Annotated in this window: 15 protein-coding genes; 11 read left to right on the top strand and 4 right to left on the bottom strand. The window is 71.5% G+C overall.

Translation table 11 applies throughout. From position 1 onward, the window contains the following. Positions 1 to 162: 162 nt before the first annotated feature. Positions 163 to 651, top strand: coding sequence for a hypothetical protein (locus VLK66_RS19425; RefSeq protein WP_325311126.1), 489 nt, complete (start codon positions 163 to 165; stop codon positions 649 to 651). A gap of 130 nt (positions 652 to 781) precedes the next feature. Here the strand turns inward: VLK66_RS19425 and VLK66_RS19430 are convergent, their stop codons facing one another. Next, a complete protein-coding gene (locus tag VLK66_RS19430) occupies positions 782 to 1651 on the bottom strand; it encodes a hypothetical protein (protein ID WP_325311127.1) in 870 nt (289 codons plus the stop codon). Positions 1652 to 2036: 385 nt separating this feature from the next. On the opposite strand from VLK66_RS19430, the gene VLK66_RS19435 reads away from it, so the two are divergent. The 6 genes from VLK66_RS19435 (at position 2037) to VLK66_RS19460 (ending at position 7715) form a co-directional block, all read left to right on the top strand. After that, on the top strand, positions 2037 to 2213 hold the full coding sequence (locus VLK66_RS19435; RefSeq protein WP_325311128.1) for a hypothetical protein: 177 nt from the start codon (positions 2037 to 2039) through the stop codon (positions 2211 to 2213). Between the two features lie 208 nt (positions 2214 to 2421). Continuing rightward, a complete protein-coding gene (locus VLK66_RS19440) occupies positions 2422 to 3225 on the top strand; it encodes a carbon-nitrogen hydrolase family protein (RefSeq protein ID WP_325311129.1) in 804 nt (267 codons plus the stop codon). Positions 3226 to 3265: 40 nt separating this feature from the next. Continuing rightward, positions 3266 to 3772, top strand: coding sequence for an HXXEE domain-containing protein (locus tag VLK66_RS19445; RefSeq protein ID WP_325311130.1), 507 nt, complete (start codon positions 3266 to 3268; stop codon positions 3770 to 3772). 247 nt (positions 3773 to 4019) lie between these two features. Continuing rightward, on the top strand, positions 4020 to 5309 hold the full coding sequence (locus VLK66_RS19450; protein ID WP_325311131.1) for a hypothetical protein: 1290 nt from the start codon (positions 4020 to 4022) through the stop codon (positions 5307 to 5309). Further along, complete coding sequence (locus VLK66_RS19455; protein ID WP_325311132.1) at positions 5306 to 7063, top strand: peptidoglycan-binding protein; 1758 nt, start codon at positions 5306 to 5308, stop codon at positions 7061 to 7063. The genes VLK66_RS19450 and VLK66_RS19455 overlap by 4 nt, the downstream gene beginning before the upstream one ends. Positions 7064 to 7274: 211 nt before the next feature. Beyond that, positions 7275 to 7715 (top strand): hypothetical protein, encoded by a 441-nt coding sequence (locus VLK66_RS19460; protein WP_325311133.1) that lies wholly within the window; start codon positions 7275 to 7277, stop codon positions 7713 to 7715. 100 nt (positions 7716 to 7815) lie between these two features. Here the strand turns inward: VLK66_RS19460 and VLK66_RS19465 are convergent, their stop codons facing one another. The 3 genes from VLK66_RS19465 to bla form a co-directional block, all read right to left on the bottom strand. Further along, complete coding sequence (locus tag VLK66_RS19465; RefSeq protein WP_325311134.1) at positions 7816 to 9363, bottom strand: hypothetical protein; 1548 nt, start codon at positions 9361 to 9363, stop codon at positions 7816 to 7818. Between the two features lie 97 nt (positions 9364 to 9460). Then, positions 9461 to 10777 carry a hypothetical protein gene (locus VLK66_RS19470; protein WP_325311135.1) on the bottom strand — a complete coding sequence of 439 codons (1317 nt, stop codon included), beginning with the start codon at positions 10775 to 10777 and terminating at the stop codon, positions 9461 to 9463. 39 nt (positions 10778 to 10816) lie between these two features. Further along, positions 10817 to 11803 (bottom strand): class A beta-lactamase, encoded by a 987-nt coding sequence (gene bla, locus VLK66_RS19475; RefSeq protein WP_325311136.1) that lies wholly within the window; start codon positions 11801 to 11803, stop codon positions 10817 to 10819. A 152-nt stretch (positions 11804 to 11955) separates the two neighbouring features. On the opposite strand from bla, the gene VLK66_RS19480 reads away from it, so the two are divergent. From VLK66_RS19480 to VLK66_RS19495, 4 genes are all read left to right on the top strand, one after another. Continuing rightward, a complete protein-coding gene (locus VLK66_RS19480) occupies positions 11956 to 12255 on the top strand; it encodes a GNAT family N-acetyltransferase (protein WP_325311137.1) in 300 nt (99 codons plus the stop codon). A gap of 189 nt (positions 12256 to 12444) precedes the next feature. Then, on the top strand, positions 12445 to 12750 hold the full coding sequence (locus tag VLK66_RS19485; protein WP_325311138.1) for a hypothetical protein: 306 nt from the start codon (positions 12445 to 12447) through the stop codon (positions 12748 to 12750). Positions 12751 to 13012: 262 nt separating this feature from the next. Beyond that, positions 13013 to 14668 carry an FAD-dependent oxidoreductase gene (locus VLK66_RS19490; RefSeq protein ID WP_325311139.1) on the top strand — a complete coding sequence of 552 codons (1656 nt, stop codon included), beginning with the start codon at positions 13013 to 13015 and terminating at the stop codon, positions 14666 to 14668. A gap of 312 nt (positions 14669 to 14980) precedes the next feature. Then, the gene (locus VLK66_RS19495) at positions 14981 to 15622 is read left to right on the top strand and encodes an NADPH-dependent F420 reductase (protein ID WP_325311140.1); all 642 of its coding nucleotides are present in this window, start codon (positions 14981 to 14983) and stop codon (positions 15620 to 15622) included. Positions 15623 to 15639: the final 17 nt, after the last annotated feature.

The following is a 15639-nucleotide window of genomic DNA, read 5'->3' on the forward strand; positions in this document are numbered from 1 at the left end:
ACACCGTCGTTGCCCCTGCACGAGCGATTGCAGGCCGAAGGATCTATAGGCAAGGTCGCACGTGCTTCCGGATTGCACGATCGATCTCCGAATCCGGTATGACGCTTCGCGGTACGACCGATGTCACACCGCTGGTGATGGTCCCCTCTCCCGGAGATGACGATGAAGATTCTGAGCGTGGCGGCATTGGCGGTCCTGCTGGCGGCCGGCTCCGCGACGGCGGATGCCGCCCCGCGGGTGCGCGCCTCCGCGGTGCAGGCCGATTCCGCCCACACGCCCGCGCGCGGCAGCGCCGAGCGGGCGGCGATCATGGACGCGCTGCGGGCGCACCGGCGGCGGTTCGACGCGCGGCCCGTCATCTTCGTGGTCAACCATCTCCGGGTGCAGCGCGGATGGGCGTGGGCGGCCGTCGCGCCGCAGTCGCCGGACGGGCGTTCGCGCTACGAGGAGGAGAGCGCGCTGCTGCGCCTGCGCGCCGGCCGGTGGCAGGTGGTGGAGCTGATGCCCGCGTTCGGCGAGCGCGAGGGCACGCCCGACGAAGAGGATTGCGCCTGGTTCCAGCACCTGCGCCGCCGCCTCCCCGCCGTTCCCGCCGCCATCCTTCCGGCCGAGGGACGGCGGCCCTGTCTCGCGCCGCATCACGGCCACTGATCGGCCGAGGAGCCGGCGAGGATCGATTAGGGCTCCCCGTCGCGTTCGTCACGACGACGCGGCCGGCAGGCGAAAACGAACAGGGGCGCCGCTGCGATGCGGCGCCCCTGCTCGTATCACCCCGGATGGATCACCAGCTCAGGTTGGCGGTGCGGCTGAAGGAGAACGAGCCGTCGGCCCACACCCCCGAATGCGTCGTGGTCGGGGTCCCGTGCGCGGGCCAGAAGTAGCCCACGTCCCAGGTGTCGTACGCGCTCTGGGTGGGGCAGTGGAAGCAGAAGTTCTGCGCGCCCGGCGAACCCACCTCCGCGCGGGCCTGGAGGAAATCGATGTTGGTGAGCGGGCTCCCGCCGCTGCAGCCCCCGCCGCCGTCCGCGCCGTACGCGGCGATGCTGGTCCCGGCCTCGTACCAGCGATGGAACCCGCCGTGATAGAGTGCCCACGGGCTGAACGAGAAGCAGCGCCATGCGAACGGCGATGCGGCGTACGCGCTGGGAACGAGGAAGTCGAGGAGCTTGCCGCCGAGCGACGCCTGCCGCTCTCCTCCCTGGACACGGTACGTCTCGTTGTTGATGAACAGGGCGACGGGCTCGCCGTTGCGGTCCACCAGCGAACCGTCCGGCCGCGCGGTGAGACCCTTGGCCTGAAGGAGCTCCGGCAGCTCGCGGGGAACGTAGTCGGTGCCGACGATGAACAGGCCGGTACCCTGCCTGGCGACGTCGAGCTTCCGGACGTCGTCCACCGACACGAACCGGGCGCCGCGGGCGGCCTCGCGGGGCAGCCCCACCGCGCCTCCCGTGACCCGGCTGGCGGTGATGCCGTTCGCGGCTCCATCCTTCGGCCACTCGCCGAGGTCGGTCGTCTTCATCTTCTCCTGCAGGGTGCGGTGCGGGATGCCGAGGGAATCGAGCTTGCCGGCGTAGCCGGGGTTCTCGTGCTGTGTGCCGCGGTGGTTACACGCGGCGAGGACTACGAGGAACAGGCTCGCGATGCGTTTCATCTCCGGTCTCCATTCAGGGGTAGGTCTCGCGGGAAGTACTTCGAGGAGGGCCGGCGAAAGCCGGAGTGCTGCGGAATGTGTCGCATGGATGTAGTCGGCACAGGGCATGCCCGCCCGCGCCGGCGTCGGACGATCCGGTCCAACCGCAGCATCTACTTACGCTTGGGCCGCAATCGTAAAGGCCTCGCGGCGACACTGGGGATGTCCTTCTGCGGCTCAAATGTCCCGCTCTCATGGGGCAGTCGGCCCGTCGGCGTGATTGGCGCGAGCGTGTACGCTTTGCATCAATTAGCATTGTAGGTAGAGTTATTGCAGTGATTTACGCTTCCACTCGCCTCGTCGGAGGCGGAGAAGGAGCGGGAGACCAGCAACGCGGAAGGCGATGATGAAGAAGCTGAGGCTGGAACTGGAGCGGCTCGACGTGCAGAGCTTCGATCTCGTGGATGGGCGCCAGCAGACGCAGGGAACGGTGCTCGGGGCGGACGCCGCGATGACGCTGCCGGAGTACTGCATCACCTTCACCTGCGGCGACTCGCGAATCCGGCCCTGCCTGGAGGATTGAGCTGCGGGCGGGCGGGCATCGCCGTCTGGCGAAAGCGGTCGATCGGGGGCGTCGCGGATGCGGCGCCCTTTCGCTGTCCGGTGATGGCGCGACGCGCGCCTCACCGCCCGCCGCGTCGTCCGGCGTTGCGCCCGACCGGGTTCCCGATAACTTCGCTCGTGCGGACGATCGGGATTTTCTCCGCGTCGTAAAACCATCGATCTCACTCATGATCATCGCCCTCGCATCGCCGCGCGTTGCGTCCTCCGTGGGCGGGGCGCTGGAGAAGATCAGGCTGCACATCGCCGAAGCCGCAGGGCGGGGCGCGGAGATCGTGTGCTTTCCGGAAGCCTATCTCCCGGGCCTGCGCGGGCTGGATTTCGAGGTGCCGCCGTTCGATCGCGAGCAGCAGGAGCAGGCGCTCGCTTCCGTCTCCGGGTGGGCGCGGACGCAGGGGATCGCTGTCGTTCTCGGGATGGAGTGGATCAGCGACGCCGGGCGGCAGATTGCATCCGTGGTGTTCGACAGCAGCGGGGAGAGCCAGGGGGTTCAGACGAAGAACCAGCTCGATCCGACCGAGGAGCCGCTGTACGTGCATGGGGACCGGCGGCAGATCTTCGAGATCGGCGGCGTGAAGTTCGGCATCGCCATCTGCCACGAGGCGTTCCGCTACCCCGAGACGGTGCGGTGGGCGGCGGTGCGGGGGGCGAAGATCGTCTTCCACCCGCACTGCACGGGAAGCGACCGCGCCGGGCCCGAGCTGGCAGAGTGGGGATCGGCCGCCGCGCCGTACTACGAGAAGGCGATGATGTGCCGCGGCCTGGAGAACGGGATCTTCTTCGCCAGCGTCAACTACGCGTTCCGCTACCAGGAATCGGCGACGACGATCGTCGGCCCGTCCGGCGAGTGCGTGGCGCATCTGCCGTACGGCGAGGAAGGCGTGCTGGTGCGGGAGATCGACACGGACGCCGCCACGGGCCTGCTCGCATCCCGCTACGCCCCGGAGCGATACCGGGACTCGATCGCGGAGTGAGCGGTCGGCTCGCGCGGCAATCACCCTCCTCCGCATCCGGATGTCACGTCGCGCCGCGCTCTGGCTGATCGCGCTCTTCCTCCTCCTCCACAACGCGGAGGAGGCGCTCACCTTTCCGGCTTATCTCCCCGAAATCCCGCGCCGCCTTCCCGCCGGGATCGCCCGGCTCGTGCACGTCACGTATCCGCAGATGCTCGCCGCGCTCGCGCTCGCGACCGTCATCCCCATCCTCCTGATCGCCTGGGTCGCGCGCTGTCCCGACCGGCCAACGCGGCTGTGGCTCGCGCTGCTGCTGCAGGCCGTGGTGCTGCTGAACGTGTTCTCCCACCTCGCATCGGCGGCGCTGGTGATGCGCGGATATTCGCCCGGCCTGCTCACGGCGCTGCTCATCAACCTTCCGTTCTCCATCTACCTGCTCCGGCGGGCGATGCGGGAGCGGTGGGTGAGCCGGCGGGCGCTCTGGCTGGCCGTACCCGCGGCGGTCGTGGTGCACGGCCCGCTGCTGATCGGCCTCGTCCTTCTCGCCGGATCGCTGTCGGGCCGCTGATCGGACGAGCTGGCCTGCATCCCGACAGCGGCCCGATTTCCGCGCGTCCGGCGACGCGGCGGAAATATCCATCCTCCCGTCCTTCCAAGCCTTTGCAGGTGGAGCTGAGCCGGTCCGCGCCCCGCGGGTCCGGGCGCGCCCGCGAATTTCATTGACTTCGGCGCTTTTTCAGGCATAAACTGCTCGTCCGCAGTCTTCCCGCCTGGAATCCCTCCCCAGCGTCGCTTCCGCCCTCCCGGAGGTTGCCATGTTCGGCTCCGAGATCCTCGAAGTCGCCATCGGGATCATCTTCATCTACATCCTGGTCAGCGTCATCTGCTCGGCGGTGCGCGAGGGGATCGAGGCGTTCATGAAGACGCGCTCGGCGTACCTGGAGCACGGCATCCGCGAGCTCCTGCACGACGCCGACGGCAAGGGGCTGGCGGAGAGCTTCTTCAAGCATCCGCTGATCTACGGGCTGTACCTGGACGAGTACAAGCCGCGGCCGCCGCTGTCCGTGAAGGGCCTGTTCCCGTGGACCCGGGGCCGGCGGCCCAGCTACGCGGCCAAGGGCTCGGGGCTGCCGTCGTACATCCCCACGAAGAGCTTCGCGCTGGCGCTGATGGACCTGGCGGCGCGCGGCCCCGCCACCAACGCCATCAGCAGCTCGCCCGAGTCCACGCGCATCTCGCTGGACTCGATCCGGCAGAACGTGGAGAACCTGGGCAACCCGGGGGTGCAGCGCGCGCTGCTGACCGCGCTGGACACCGCGCAGAACGACCTGGACAAGCTGCAGGCCAACCTGGAGGCGTGGTACGACAGCGCCATGGACCGCGTGTCCGGGTGGTACAAGCGCTCGTCGCAGTGGATCATCCTGGTCATCGGGTTCGCGGTGGCGGTCGCCTTCAACGTGAACACCCTCACCATCGCCGACTACCTGTACCGCAACGACGCCGCGCGGCAGGCGCTGGTCGCCCGCGCCGAAACGGCCGCGCGAGACAGCACCTTCGTCGACTCGATGAACTACAAGCGGGCGAGGCTCGCGCTGGACTCGCTGAGCCTGCCCATCGGGTGGACCCAGAAGCGCATCGTGCCGAAGGAAGTGGATACGGGGCTGGAGAGGGCATGGTTCTTCATCGGGATTCCCTTCTTCGGCTGGCTGATGACGGGGATCGCGGCCACCATGGGCGCGCCGTTCTGGTTCGACCTCCTGAACAAGGTGATGGTGATCCGCTCGACGGTGAAGCCGCGCGAGAAGAGCCGGGAAGAGGGCTCGGAGGACCGCCAGCCGAAGAAGGACGCGGCGCAGCCGCAGGTGGTGGTGCAGGTGCCCCCGGCCGCGCCCGCGGGAGGCGGCGGCGCGGGCGGAGGCGGTGGCGGAGGCGGCGGACCCGGCGCGGCGGCACCGCCGGCGGCATCCCTGCCGCCCGCGCCCGGATCGCCCGGCGCGCCGGACCCCGGCGACGTGGAGGCCGACGTGGACGCCTGCGCGATGGAGATGGACGACGAGACGCCCGACGACGAGCTGCCGGCGGCGGAAGGAGGGGTGCAACCATGACGTTCAAGCTGACCTGGCTGCCCAGGGTGCTGAAGGACGCGGGGCTGAAGGTGGCGCTGGTGGACGGGTGGGAGGAGCGCGGCCGCGGCGACGTGGGCACCATCCGCGGCGTGATCTGCCACCACACCGAGGGCTCGCGCACCGGCAACATGCCCAGCCTGAAGCTGCTCATCCACGGCCGCTCGGACCTGCCGGGGCCGCTGGCGCAGCTGGGGCTGGGGCGCGACGGGACCTTCTACGTGATCGCCGCCGGCCGCTGCAACCACGCCGGCAAGGGCGAGTGGCAGAAGATCACCACCGGCAACAGCAGCTTCATCGGGATCGAGGCCGAGAACACCGGCTCCATCAAGGACTTTCCCTGGCCGGCGGTGCAGATGGACGCCTACCAGCGGGGCGTGGCCGCCATCCTGGCCCACGTGGGCAGCGGCGCCGAGTTCTGCGCCGCGCACCGCGAGTACGCGCTGCCCAAGGGGCGCAAGGTCGACCCCATCTTCGACATGACGGCGTTCCGGGCGAGCGTGGCCGCCTTCATCAAGAACCCCGCGCCTGCGCTCATTCCCAAGGTGGAGACGGGCGGCGCCGGGCGCGCCACGCTGCGGCGCGGCGACACCGGCGCGCTGGTGAAGCAGGTGCAGGCGAAGCTGGGGATCGACTCGTCCGCCGGCACCTTCGGCCCGAAGACCGAGGCCGCGGTGCGCGAGTTCCAGCGCGACCACGGGATGGTGCCCGACGGGATCGTGGGCCCGAAGACGTGGGCCGCGCTGGACGCCTTCAAGCCCGCGCCCGCGGCGATCGTCGTCCCCGCCGCGGCTGCGGCCGGAGGCGGAGCGCCGCCCGCCGCAGCCGTCCCGCTGCTGCTGGTCCCCGAGGCGACGGTGGAGCCGAACGTCGCCAAGACGCCGCCGCTGCCGCTGACGACGGACGAGCTGCCGCTGGCGGAGGCGCACGCGGAGCTCGGCCGCGTCACCGGGACGGCGGTGCCGGTGGGGCAGTGGGGCCCCGCGCTCAGCCGGGCGGTGCAGCGCTCGCTGGCGGAGCTGTACCTGCTGAACCCCGCGGACGACGTGGACGGCAACGCCGGGCCGCGCACGCAGAACGCGTGGTCGCTCTTCCGCGCCGCGGCCGGGGTCGGCGGCGGGGCGGCCATCGACCAGGCCGCCGCGCGGGAGCTGATCAAGCATTCCAGCAACCGCGCGGGGCTGATCGGCACGCCGCTGGTGAAGCTGGAGCCGGACTTCGCCTACCGCCGCAACCAGCGCACGGCCAACCGCCAGGCCAGCGCGGCCGCCATCATCCGCGCGGCGAAGGCGCAGGGGCTGTCGCGGGCGCAGATCGCGTACGTGCTGGCCACGGCGGAGCACGAGTCCGACCGCTTCGCCACGCTGGAGGAGTACGCCAGCGGCGCCGCGTACGAGGGTCGCGCCGACCTGGGCAACACGCACGCGGGGGACGGAAAGCGCTTCAAGGGGCGGGGATACGTGCAGCTGACCGGCAGGAACAACTACACCGCGTACGCCAAGCGCACGGGGATCAAGCTGGTGGAGCTGCCGGTGATCCCCATGAACTGGGCGGCCCTCTCGGTGTTCGTGATCGTGGACGGGATGATGCGCGGCGCGTACACCGGCCGGCGGCTGGACGAGTTCGTGAACAAGGACCGCCAGGACTTCGTGAACGCGCGCCGCGTGGTGAACGGCACCGACCAGAAGGAGAAGATCGCCCAGCAGGCGCGCGACTGGCTGTCGAAGCTGGACTGATATCGGGAAGTACGGAAGTACGAGGAGTACGGGAGTACGAAACAGACAGTGCGGAAGTGCGGAAGTGCGGGAGTGCGCTGGGCTCGAGCGAGTCCGGCGCACTTCGCGCTTCGGCACCGTATCGCAGGTGCTTGCGCGGGGGGATGCGGCGCGCGCATCGTTCGGCACCCTTTGCCTGTCACGCGGACCGAGCCTCGCCAGACTCTTGAGGATGATGAAGATGAAGATGGGGTGGAGATGGGCGGCCGCGGCGGCCGTGCTGCTGGCGGGGTGCGCGACCGGCGGCTCGTCCGCGGCGACGACGCGGCTGCCGGTGGCGCGGGCGAAGCTGGGGGAGAACTTCCGGCTGGCGGTGAAGCAGATCGCGGTCATCGACGGCGAGCCGCTGACGGTGCGCTTCGCATCGGTGGTGGCGGACTCGCGCTGCCCGGCGGGCGTGCAGTGCGTCCGCGCGGGCGAGGCGCGGCTGGAGATCACCATCCAGCAGGCGGGGATGAACCCGGGGATCGACACGCTGGCGACTGCCCCGCCGCAGCCGCAGCAGGCCTCGTACGGCGCCTACGACGTCGCCGTCGTGGGGCTGGAGCCGCAGCGGCGGCAGGACGTGCCCGCCCCCGCCTACGTCGCCACGCTCCGGGTCACGAAGCGCTGACGGCTTGGCTGGGCGCACAACGAGGCACGGACACAGAGAGGCACGGAGAACTCATTGCGGTTCTCCGTGCTTCCGTGTCTCCGAGTGATTCCAACAACGGTCAGGGCGGCGACATGGCCCCGTAGCGCGCTTCGAAGTCGCGGAAGGCGAGCTCCAGGTTGCGCTGCAGCCGGGCGCGCGTGCTGCGGCCGGCCAGCGCGGCGCAGCGGGCGCCCGCCCATCCCCCCGCGGCGGGGGCGCAGTCGGCCACGGGGGTGAAGCCGCGGCCGTCGCGCCAGACGCCGTCGCCGTCCAGGAAGGCGTGGCGGAGCGAGGTGCGCGCCATCTCCTTCAGATCCCCGTAGCCCAGCCCCTGCTCCTCCACCGCCTTCTGGTACTCGCGCGGCATCTCCGAGCGGGCCACGCCCTGGTCGTCGGTGGCCAGGGCGACGGGGACGCCCGCGCGGCGGTACGCGGCCAGCGGGTGGTCGCGCCCGCGGACGCCCAGGATCACGTCGTTGCTGGTGAGCGCGATCTCCACCATCACCCCGCGCGCCGCCATCTCCCGCAGCAGCTCGTGCGGCCGGTCCTCGTACATCACGTCCACCCCGTGGCCGATGCGGCTGGCGTGGCCCAGCTCCACGGACTGGCGGATGTGGAAGCGCATCCCCTCGGGCGGCACCAGCCCCGCCGACAGCTCGCCCGCGTGCAGGGCGATCCTCACGCGCGGATACAGCGCGTGCAGGAAGTCGATCATGCGCATCTGCAGGGTGAAGTCGCGCGTGGAGACGAGCCCGTCTTCCGGCATCACCAGGTTGAAGCCGACCACGCGCGGGTCCGCCTGCGCCAGCTCGAAGCCGGTGAGGATCTGCGCGAACACCTGCGCCGGCTGCCGCCCGCGCCCCACCTGGTACAGCCACCGCACCTCCACGCCGCACCCCGCGTCCGCCGACGCCCGGCCGCACCCCAGCACCGTGTCGCGCCGCGCGGCGATGCGCGTCAGCGCCCGGCGCGCCGAATCCAGCACCGGCGCCATCCGCGGCAGCAGCGCCTGCCGAGCCGCCGCGAAGTCCGGCGTGGTCCCCGGCGCGAAGGCGTTGCCGAGCACCGCCGAGCCGAGATTCGACGCCATCGACCCGTCGGGCGTCAGCATCAGCTCCAGGTAGCTCACGCGCCCGTCGGCCGCGCGCGCCTGCGCCTCGGCCAGCTCGTCGCCGATGCGGCGCGGCTGGGCGCCGAAGCGGGCGAAGGCGTCGAAGAACTGGTCATGGCCGCTGCGCTGCGCCGGGTTCCAGTTCCGCATCGACCACGCGTCGATCAGCTGCCCGTACAACGTGCCGTCGCCCAGCGCGGCGGCGGCGGGGACGGTGTCGCCCTGCGTGCCCGTGCAGGGGCTCCACACCATCGCCAGCGCGCTGCGGCTCACGCAGAGCGAGTCCTCGGCGGCCCAGCGCAGGAAGCTCTCGGCGTACACGGCGCCCGAGAGGTGGCTGTGCAGGTCGGCGCCCTTGGGCATCTCGCGGACGAAGGCGTACAGCAGCGGCGGCCGCTCGCGCACGGAGGCCAGGTACGCGGCCGTCCGCGCCTCGTTCGTCGCCTGCGCGTGCACCGGCCCCGCGATCGCCATCAGCGCGGCGGCGATGGCCGCGGAACGGAATCTCATCATCATCAACCCAGCCTTTGTCGTTTGATTTACGATCGATTTACGATCCTGGAATCTCACGTCGGCCTCCTCGGCGCCCTCTGCATGAGATTATTTCGATCTTCTACTGGATGCGGCGGACCAGCGCGTCGTAGACCTCGCGGCCCAGCTCGTCGCTCAGACCGGAGACCAGCTCGCGCACCGTCTCGCGGCCGTATCCCCGGTCGCCCTCGTCGAAGAGCACGCGGTCGCTGGCCGGGAGGACGAGCGTGCGCCAGTCGCCCCTGTACTCGGCCTTGCGGAAGTCCGCGCCCGAGCGTGCCGTCGCCGACCCCTGGTCGATCACGCTCCCCCAGCCGGAGGCGTCCACCACGCGCCAGGTGACGCGCGCCCACGTCTCCATCCGCCCCTCGCGCACGGTGTAGGCGGTGTCGGCGCCGCTGGTCGTCTTCGCGGTGCGGCGCTGCGTCACCACCTCGCCCTCGGTCTGGCGCACGCTGTCCAGCGCCATCACCACCGCCAGCCGCGCGCCCATCCGCTGGGCCGCCGAGGCGCCCTGCGACGGCTCCAGCGCTCCGCGGTTGTAGCCGGTGCCCGCGCGGCCGGACTCGTCGATCACCTCCAGCCACTGCGGCGACTGCCGCCAGAAGCGGTCGGCGAGCTGGCGGTTCAGCGCGGGGAGCACGTTGTCGGGCAGCCGGTTGCGCGTGTTGGGGAGCGTGCCCACGTGGAAGATGGCCACGCGCACGGTGCCGCGGCGCAGCGCCTCGCGCTGGAGCGACTCGGCCATTCCGTTGCCGTCGAAGCCCAGCGTGGCCGCCTGCCCGGCGCGCTCGTACGCCGAGCGGAAGCGCCCGGCCTGCATCTCCGCCTGCGCCCAGCCGTAGAGCGCGTCGTAGCGGGTGCGGTCCAGCCGGCCGCGCACCGCCGGGCCGGGCTCCCACTGGCGGCCGGCGCGGTCCAGCCAGCGCACCGCCTCGGCGTACTCGCGGCGCTCCATCGCGGCGCTCGCCTCGCTGACGGCCTGGTCGGCCGCGCGGTCGAAGGTCGCGCGGCGCCGCGCCAGGTAGTCGGCGGGGGCGGCGAGCTGGACACCGACGCCGGCCGCGTCGGCGCGGAGGGCGTCCAGCCGCGCGAGGGCGTCGGCGGCCTCGGCGTAGCGCTGGGCCGTCTCGTCGGCGTCGGCCTCGCGCAGGAAGTCGGCGACGGCCAGGTCGCCCGACTGCTGCAGCCGCGCGCGGGCGTCGGCCAGCGAGCGGTCCTTCTTCAGCGCCTGGATGTAGCGCTGGGCGGCGTCCACGTTGCGGCCCTGCTGCTCCATCCGCACTCCCTGCTCGTAGCGCTTGTTGGCGCTGGCGCAGGCGGCGAGCGCGGCGGCGGCCAGGACGGCGGCGGCGCCGAGGCGGAGGCGGGTGCGGAGGTGCGTCGGTGTGCGGCGCATGGTGTTCGGGCTCGGTTCGGAGGGTGGGTCCGGCCGGGGTCAGCGGGGGCGGCGCGGGCGCGCGGCCCGGTCGTACACGGCCCGGGAGATGAGGGCGATGGCGCGCTCGGCGGCCTCGGTGCCGCGCGCCGAGCGCTTCGCGAGCACGGCGATGGCGACGCGGCTTCCGTCCGGCAGGGTGACGATCCCCACGTCGTTCACCACCGCCGTCACGCCACCCACGTCCCCCGCCGTCCCCGTCTTGTGGGCGACGCGCGTTCCCGCCGGGAGAAGGCCGCGCAGGCGGTTGGGCCCGGTCGGCGTTTCCGTCATCATCCCCAGCAGCAGCGTGGTGGAGGATGGGGAGATGAGCCGCCCGCGCGCGAGGAGGACGAGCAGCCGCGCCATCCCGTCCGGCGTGGCCGTGTCGCGCGGGTCGCGGAGATACGCCTCGAACGCCGCCTGGCGCCCCGCGGCGGAGACGCGCGCGGCCAGCGAGTCGGAGACGCGCTTCGCCTCGCGGCCGGGCGCGTACGCGACGCCGCGGAAGTCCAGCGCCAGCCGCCCCTCGCCGCGGTCCACCCGCACGCCGGAGATGCCGAGCGCGCGCAGCTGCCGCGTGACCCCCGCCGGGCCGCCGGCGAGGGGGAGAAGGAGGTCCGCCGCGGTGTTGTCGCTCTCGCCGGCGGCCAGCCGCAGCAGCTCGCGGACGGTGTAGCGCCCGCCCCCGTTCGGCCAGCGCTCGGCCACGGGGCTGTACCCCGCGCGCAGGTCCGCCGCCGTGACGGGGATCGACGCATCCAGCCGCACCCGCCCCGCATCCACCCGGCGGAGGAGGGCGATGGCGAGCGGGAGCTTGAACACGCTCTGCATCGGGAACGCCTCGCCGCCGCGGACGGAGAGCAGCGATTCCCCCGTCTCCACCCGCACCACCGCGACGCCGATCCGCGCGCCGGACGCCGCCGCGATGCGCTCGACCTCCGCGCGCAGCGAGGTGTCCCGCGGCGCGGCCTGGAGGATGAGGGATGCGGCGAGGGCGGCGAGCACGGCGGGGCGGGGCAGGGGGGATGACGGTGAGCGAAGAGGATTTTATCGGCGTGGCGGGGGGCGGAGCAAGCGGGCGCATGCCTTGCCACGTGCATTATGTTCCCGGATCCGGTGGGGATTCCACGATCGGTTGACTGCGAATGGGAGCGGTGATGGCGGAGGAAGCGGCCCGCGTGGAGGTTACGCGCAACGAGGAGAAGGAGCAGTGGGAGGCGCACGCCGGCGAGCAGGTGGGGGTGCTGACCTATTCGGAGAGCGACGGCAAGCTCTTCCTTCTCCACACCGAGGTCCCCGAGGCGCTGGAGGGGCAGGGGATCGGCGGCAGGCTGGTGCGCGCGGCGATGGACTACGCGCGCGAGGCCGGGGAGAAGGTGGTGCCGTTCTGCCCCTTCGCCCGCGTCTGGCTGGAGCGCCACCAGGACTACGCGGACCTGGTCGCGGAGTCGGACTGAGCCTGCGGGCGGTGGCGCGGCGCCTGTGGCCCGAGGGATCGTGCCGGGATCGGCGCGGCGATATGGCGCTCGACCTGCCTTGTCTCTATTGTGTCGCCTAACGTGCTGTTTCTGACGCATTCCCCAGGACCGCGCAGACAGGTGACGCGACGCTGGTCCGATCTCACGACACCATCCCTGGAGGACGCCATGCCGGGCAAGCTGAAGCTGAACCTGGAGCAATTGACGGTGGACTCGTTCGACACGTCGGCGACGAAGACGGAGAAGGGGACGGTGTTCGGCGAGCAGGTCACCGTTCCTACTCGCCCGGGCGACCCCACGTGCGAAGGGTCGTGCAACGGCTCGTGCGACACCGGCCCTTGTGTCTCGTATTGCGCAAGCTGCAACAACACCTGCGACGGGTACACCTGCGACGGGCGCTGGAGTGACTGTACGTGCGGATACATCTGCGGGTACACCGCCAACTTTACCAATTGCAACGAGATCTGCATCTGATGCACCATGGGCGGGGCGATTCTTCGGCGCCCCGGGAGGCAGGGGAGCGGGTAGCAGCCCCGCCGGGCGAATGGCCCGTCGGGGCTGTCTTCTTACCCAGAGGGCCGAGGTACGCAGGAGAAGCGAGCGTTTCACGGTGACGTGGGGACGGTGGTTCCCCGCCTATTCTATGGACCGCGCGAGCCTTGCCAGCCATGCTAGGTTGACGAGAAGCCCGGCGCACGTCCGCGGCATCTCCATCTCCTCCCATGCTCCCACTGCCATGGCCACCGACTACGAGACCGCGTTCCCGCGGCTGACCCCCGCGCAGATCCACGCGCTCTGCCCCGCCGGCACGCGCCGCGACACGCGGGACGGCGAGTTCCTGTGGCGCGCGGGCGACCGCGGGTTCGGCTTCTTCGTGCTCATCTCCGGCCGCGTGGAGATCCTCGACCCCTCCGGCGACGCGCCCCGGCAGGTGGTGATCCACGAGCCCGGCCACTTCACCGGCGACGTGGACGTGCTCACCGGCCGCGCCAGCCTGGTGGACGCGCGGGTGATCGAGCCGGGCGAGGTGCTGGAGCTGGCCCCCGACGCGCTCCGCCGCGCCGCGGGCGAGCAGCCGGAGCTCAGCGAGCTGCTGCTGCGCGCCTTCCTCATGCGGCGGACGCTCCTCCTGGACCAGGGATATCAGGGGATCAAGATCATCGGCTCCAGCTTCTCGCCCCAGGCGCACCACCTGCGCGAGTTCTGCAGCCGCAACGCCATCCCCTACACCTGGCTGGACCTGGAGGCCGACCCGCACGCCGAGGAGCTGCTGCGCGCCTTCGGCGTGGGGCCCGAGCAGACGCCCATCGTCATCGGCCGCGACGGAAAGTGGGTCAGCAGCCCGGACGTCGCCGACCTGGCGCACTACATGGGGCTGGACGTGCGCGTGGCTCCCGGCGCCGTGTACGACCTGGTGGTGGTGGGCGCCGGGCCGGCGGGGCTGGCCGCGTCGGTCTACGCCAGCTCCGAGGGGCTGAAGACGCTCACGCTGGACGGCGTGGCCGCGGGCGGGCAGGCGGGCACCAGCTCGCGCATCGAGAACTACCTCGGCTTTCCCATGGGGATCAGCGGCGCCGAGCTCACCCGCAACGCCATGCTCCAAGCGCAGAAGTTCGGCGCGCAGATCTCGGTTCCCGGCACCGTGTCGGCGCTCCGGCTGGAGGGCGGCTTTCGCGTGGTGACGCTGGAGGACGGGAGCGAGGTGACCGCGCGCTGCCTGGTGATCGCCAGCGGCGCCGAGTACCGCACGCTCGACGTTCCCGGGCTGCGGCAGATGGAGGGCGCGGGGGTCTACTACGCCGCCACCGAGATGGAGGCGCGGCTCTGCGGCGGCGGCGAGGTGGTGATCGTGGGCGGCGGCAACTCGGCCGGGCAGGCGGCGATGTACCTGTGCCGCTATGCCCGCGTGGTGCACGTGGTCATCCGCGGCGGCGACCTGGGGAAGAACATGTCGCGCTACCTGGTGGACCGGGTGGAGCACGCCGGCAACATCCGCGTGCACCGCAACACCGAGGTGGTCGCGGTGGAGGGGAACCCGTCGCTCCACTCCGTCACCCTGCGCGACGCAGGGAGCGGCGGGGAGACGCCCATCCCCGCCCGCGCGCTCTTCCTGTTCATCGGGGCGCTGCCGAGGACGGAGTGGCTGCGCAACTGCGTGATGCTGGACCGCGCCGGCTTCGTGCTCACCGGCGACGCGCTGCCGCTGGAGGTGCGCGAGAGCGCCATGTGGCGCGGGGCGGGACGCGCGCCGTTCTTCCTGGAGACCAGCCTCCCGGGCGTCTTCGCCGTCGGCGACGTGCGCAGCGGCTCCGTGAAGCGCGTCGCCTCCGCCGTGGGCGAGGGCTCCATGGCCGTCAGCTTCGTGCACGCCCACATCGGCACGCCGGCGTGAGGGGGATGATGGACGATCAATCATCGAGCCCCACGATGACGTCATCCTGAGGCCGGCCACGCCGCAACTGACGTCCACGCGGATGCTTGCAGGCCGAAGGATCCAAAGCCCGTCGAGCACGTCGGCCGAAGCTTCGCGCCGGACTTGCCTGGCGTGATGCCCCGGACGCCAGACCAATTGGGTGATCTGGCAGCGCACGTGCGTCCCCGGCTATGGATCCTTCGGCCTGCCGTAATTCGTGAGCGCCACGGATTTCGTCGTGGCCGGCCTCAGGATGACGTCTTTTTGTTGCGAGGGAGAGGGAGGGAGAAGATGAAGGTCGGGATCATCGGCTCGGGGCTGATGGGGGCGGCGCTGGGGCGGCTGTGGGCGCGCGCGGGCCACGAGATCGTCTACACGTTCGCACACAGCCGCGAGAAGCTGGAAGCGCTGGCGCGCGACTCCGGCCCCGGCGCGCGCGCCGGCGAGGTGCGCGACGCGGTGCGGGGGACCGACGCGGTCCTCCTCGCCGTGCGCTGGTCCACGCTGGACGACGCGCTCGCGCAGGCCGGCTCGCTCGACGGCAGCATCGTCATCACCTGCTCCCTCCCGATGACCGAGGACGATTCGGAGCTGGCGATCGGCCGCACGACCTCGGGCGCCGAGGAGCTGGCCCGCCGCCTCCCCGGCGCGCGCATCGCCCTCGCCTTCAACACCATCCCCTCCGAGCTGATGACGCTGCGCCTGGAGTCGCACGCCGAGGGCTCGTCGGGCGACGTGATCTACTGCGGCGACGACGATGAAGCGAAGTCCGTCGCCGCCACGCTGATCCGCGACGCCGGCTTCGATCCCGTGGACGCGGGTCCGCTCCGCATCGCGCGCTACCTGGAGCCGTTCGCGCTCCTCGTCGGGCAGCTCGCGTACGAGACGGAGCTCGGCCCGGAGCTGGGCTATCGCCTTCTGCCGAGCCGCTGAAACCGCTGTTCAACTGA

The sequence above is a fragment of the Longimicrobium sp. genome (assembly GCF_035474595.1).
Lineage (GTDB): Bacteria > Gemmatimonadota > Gemmatimonadetes > Longimicrobiales > Longimicrobiaceae > Longimicrobium.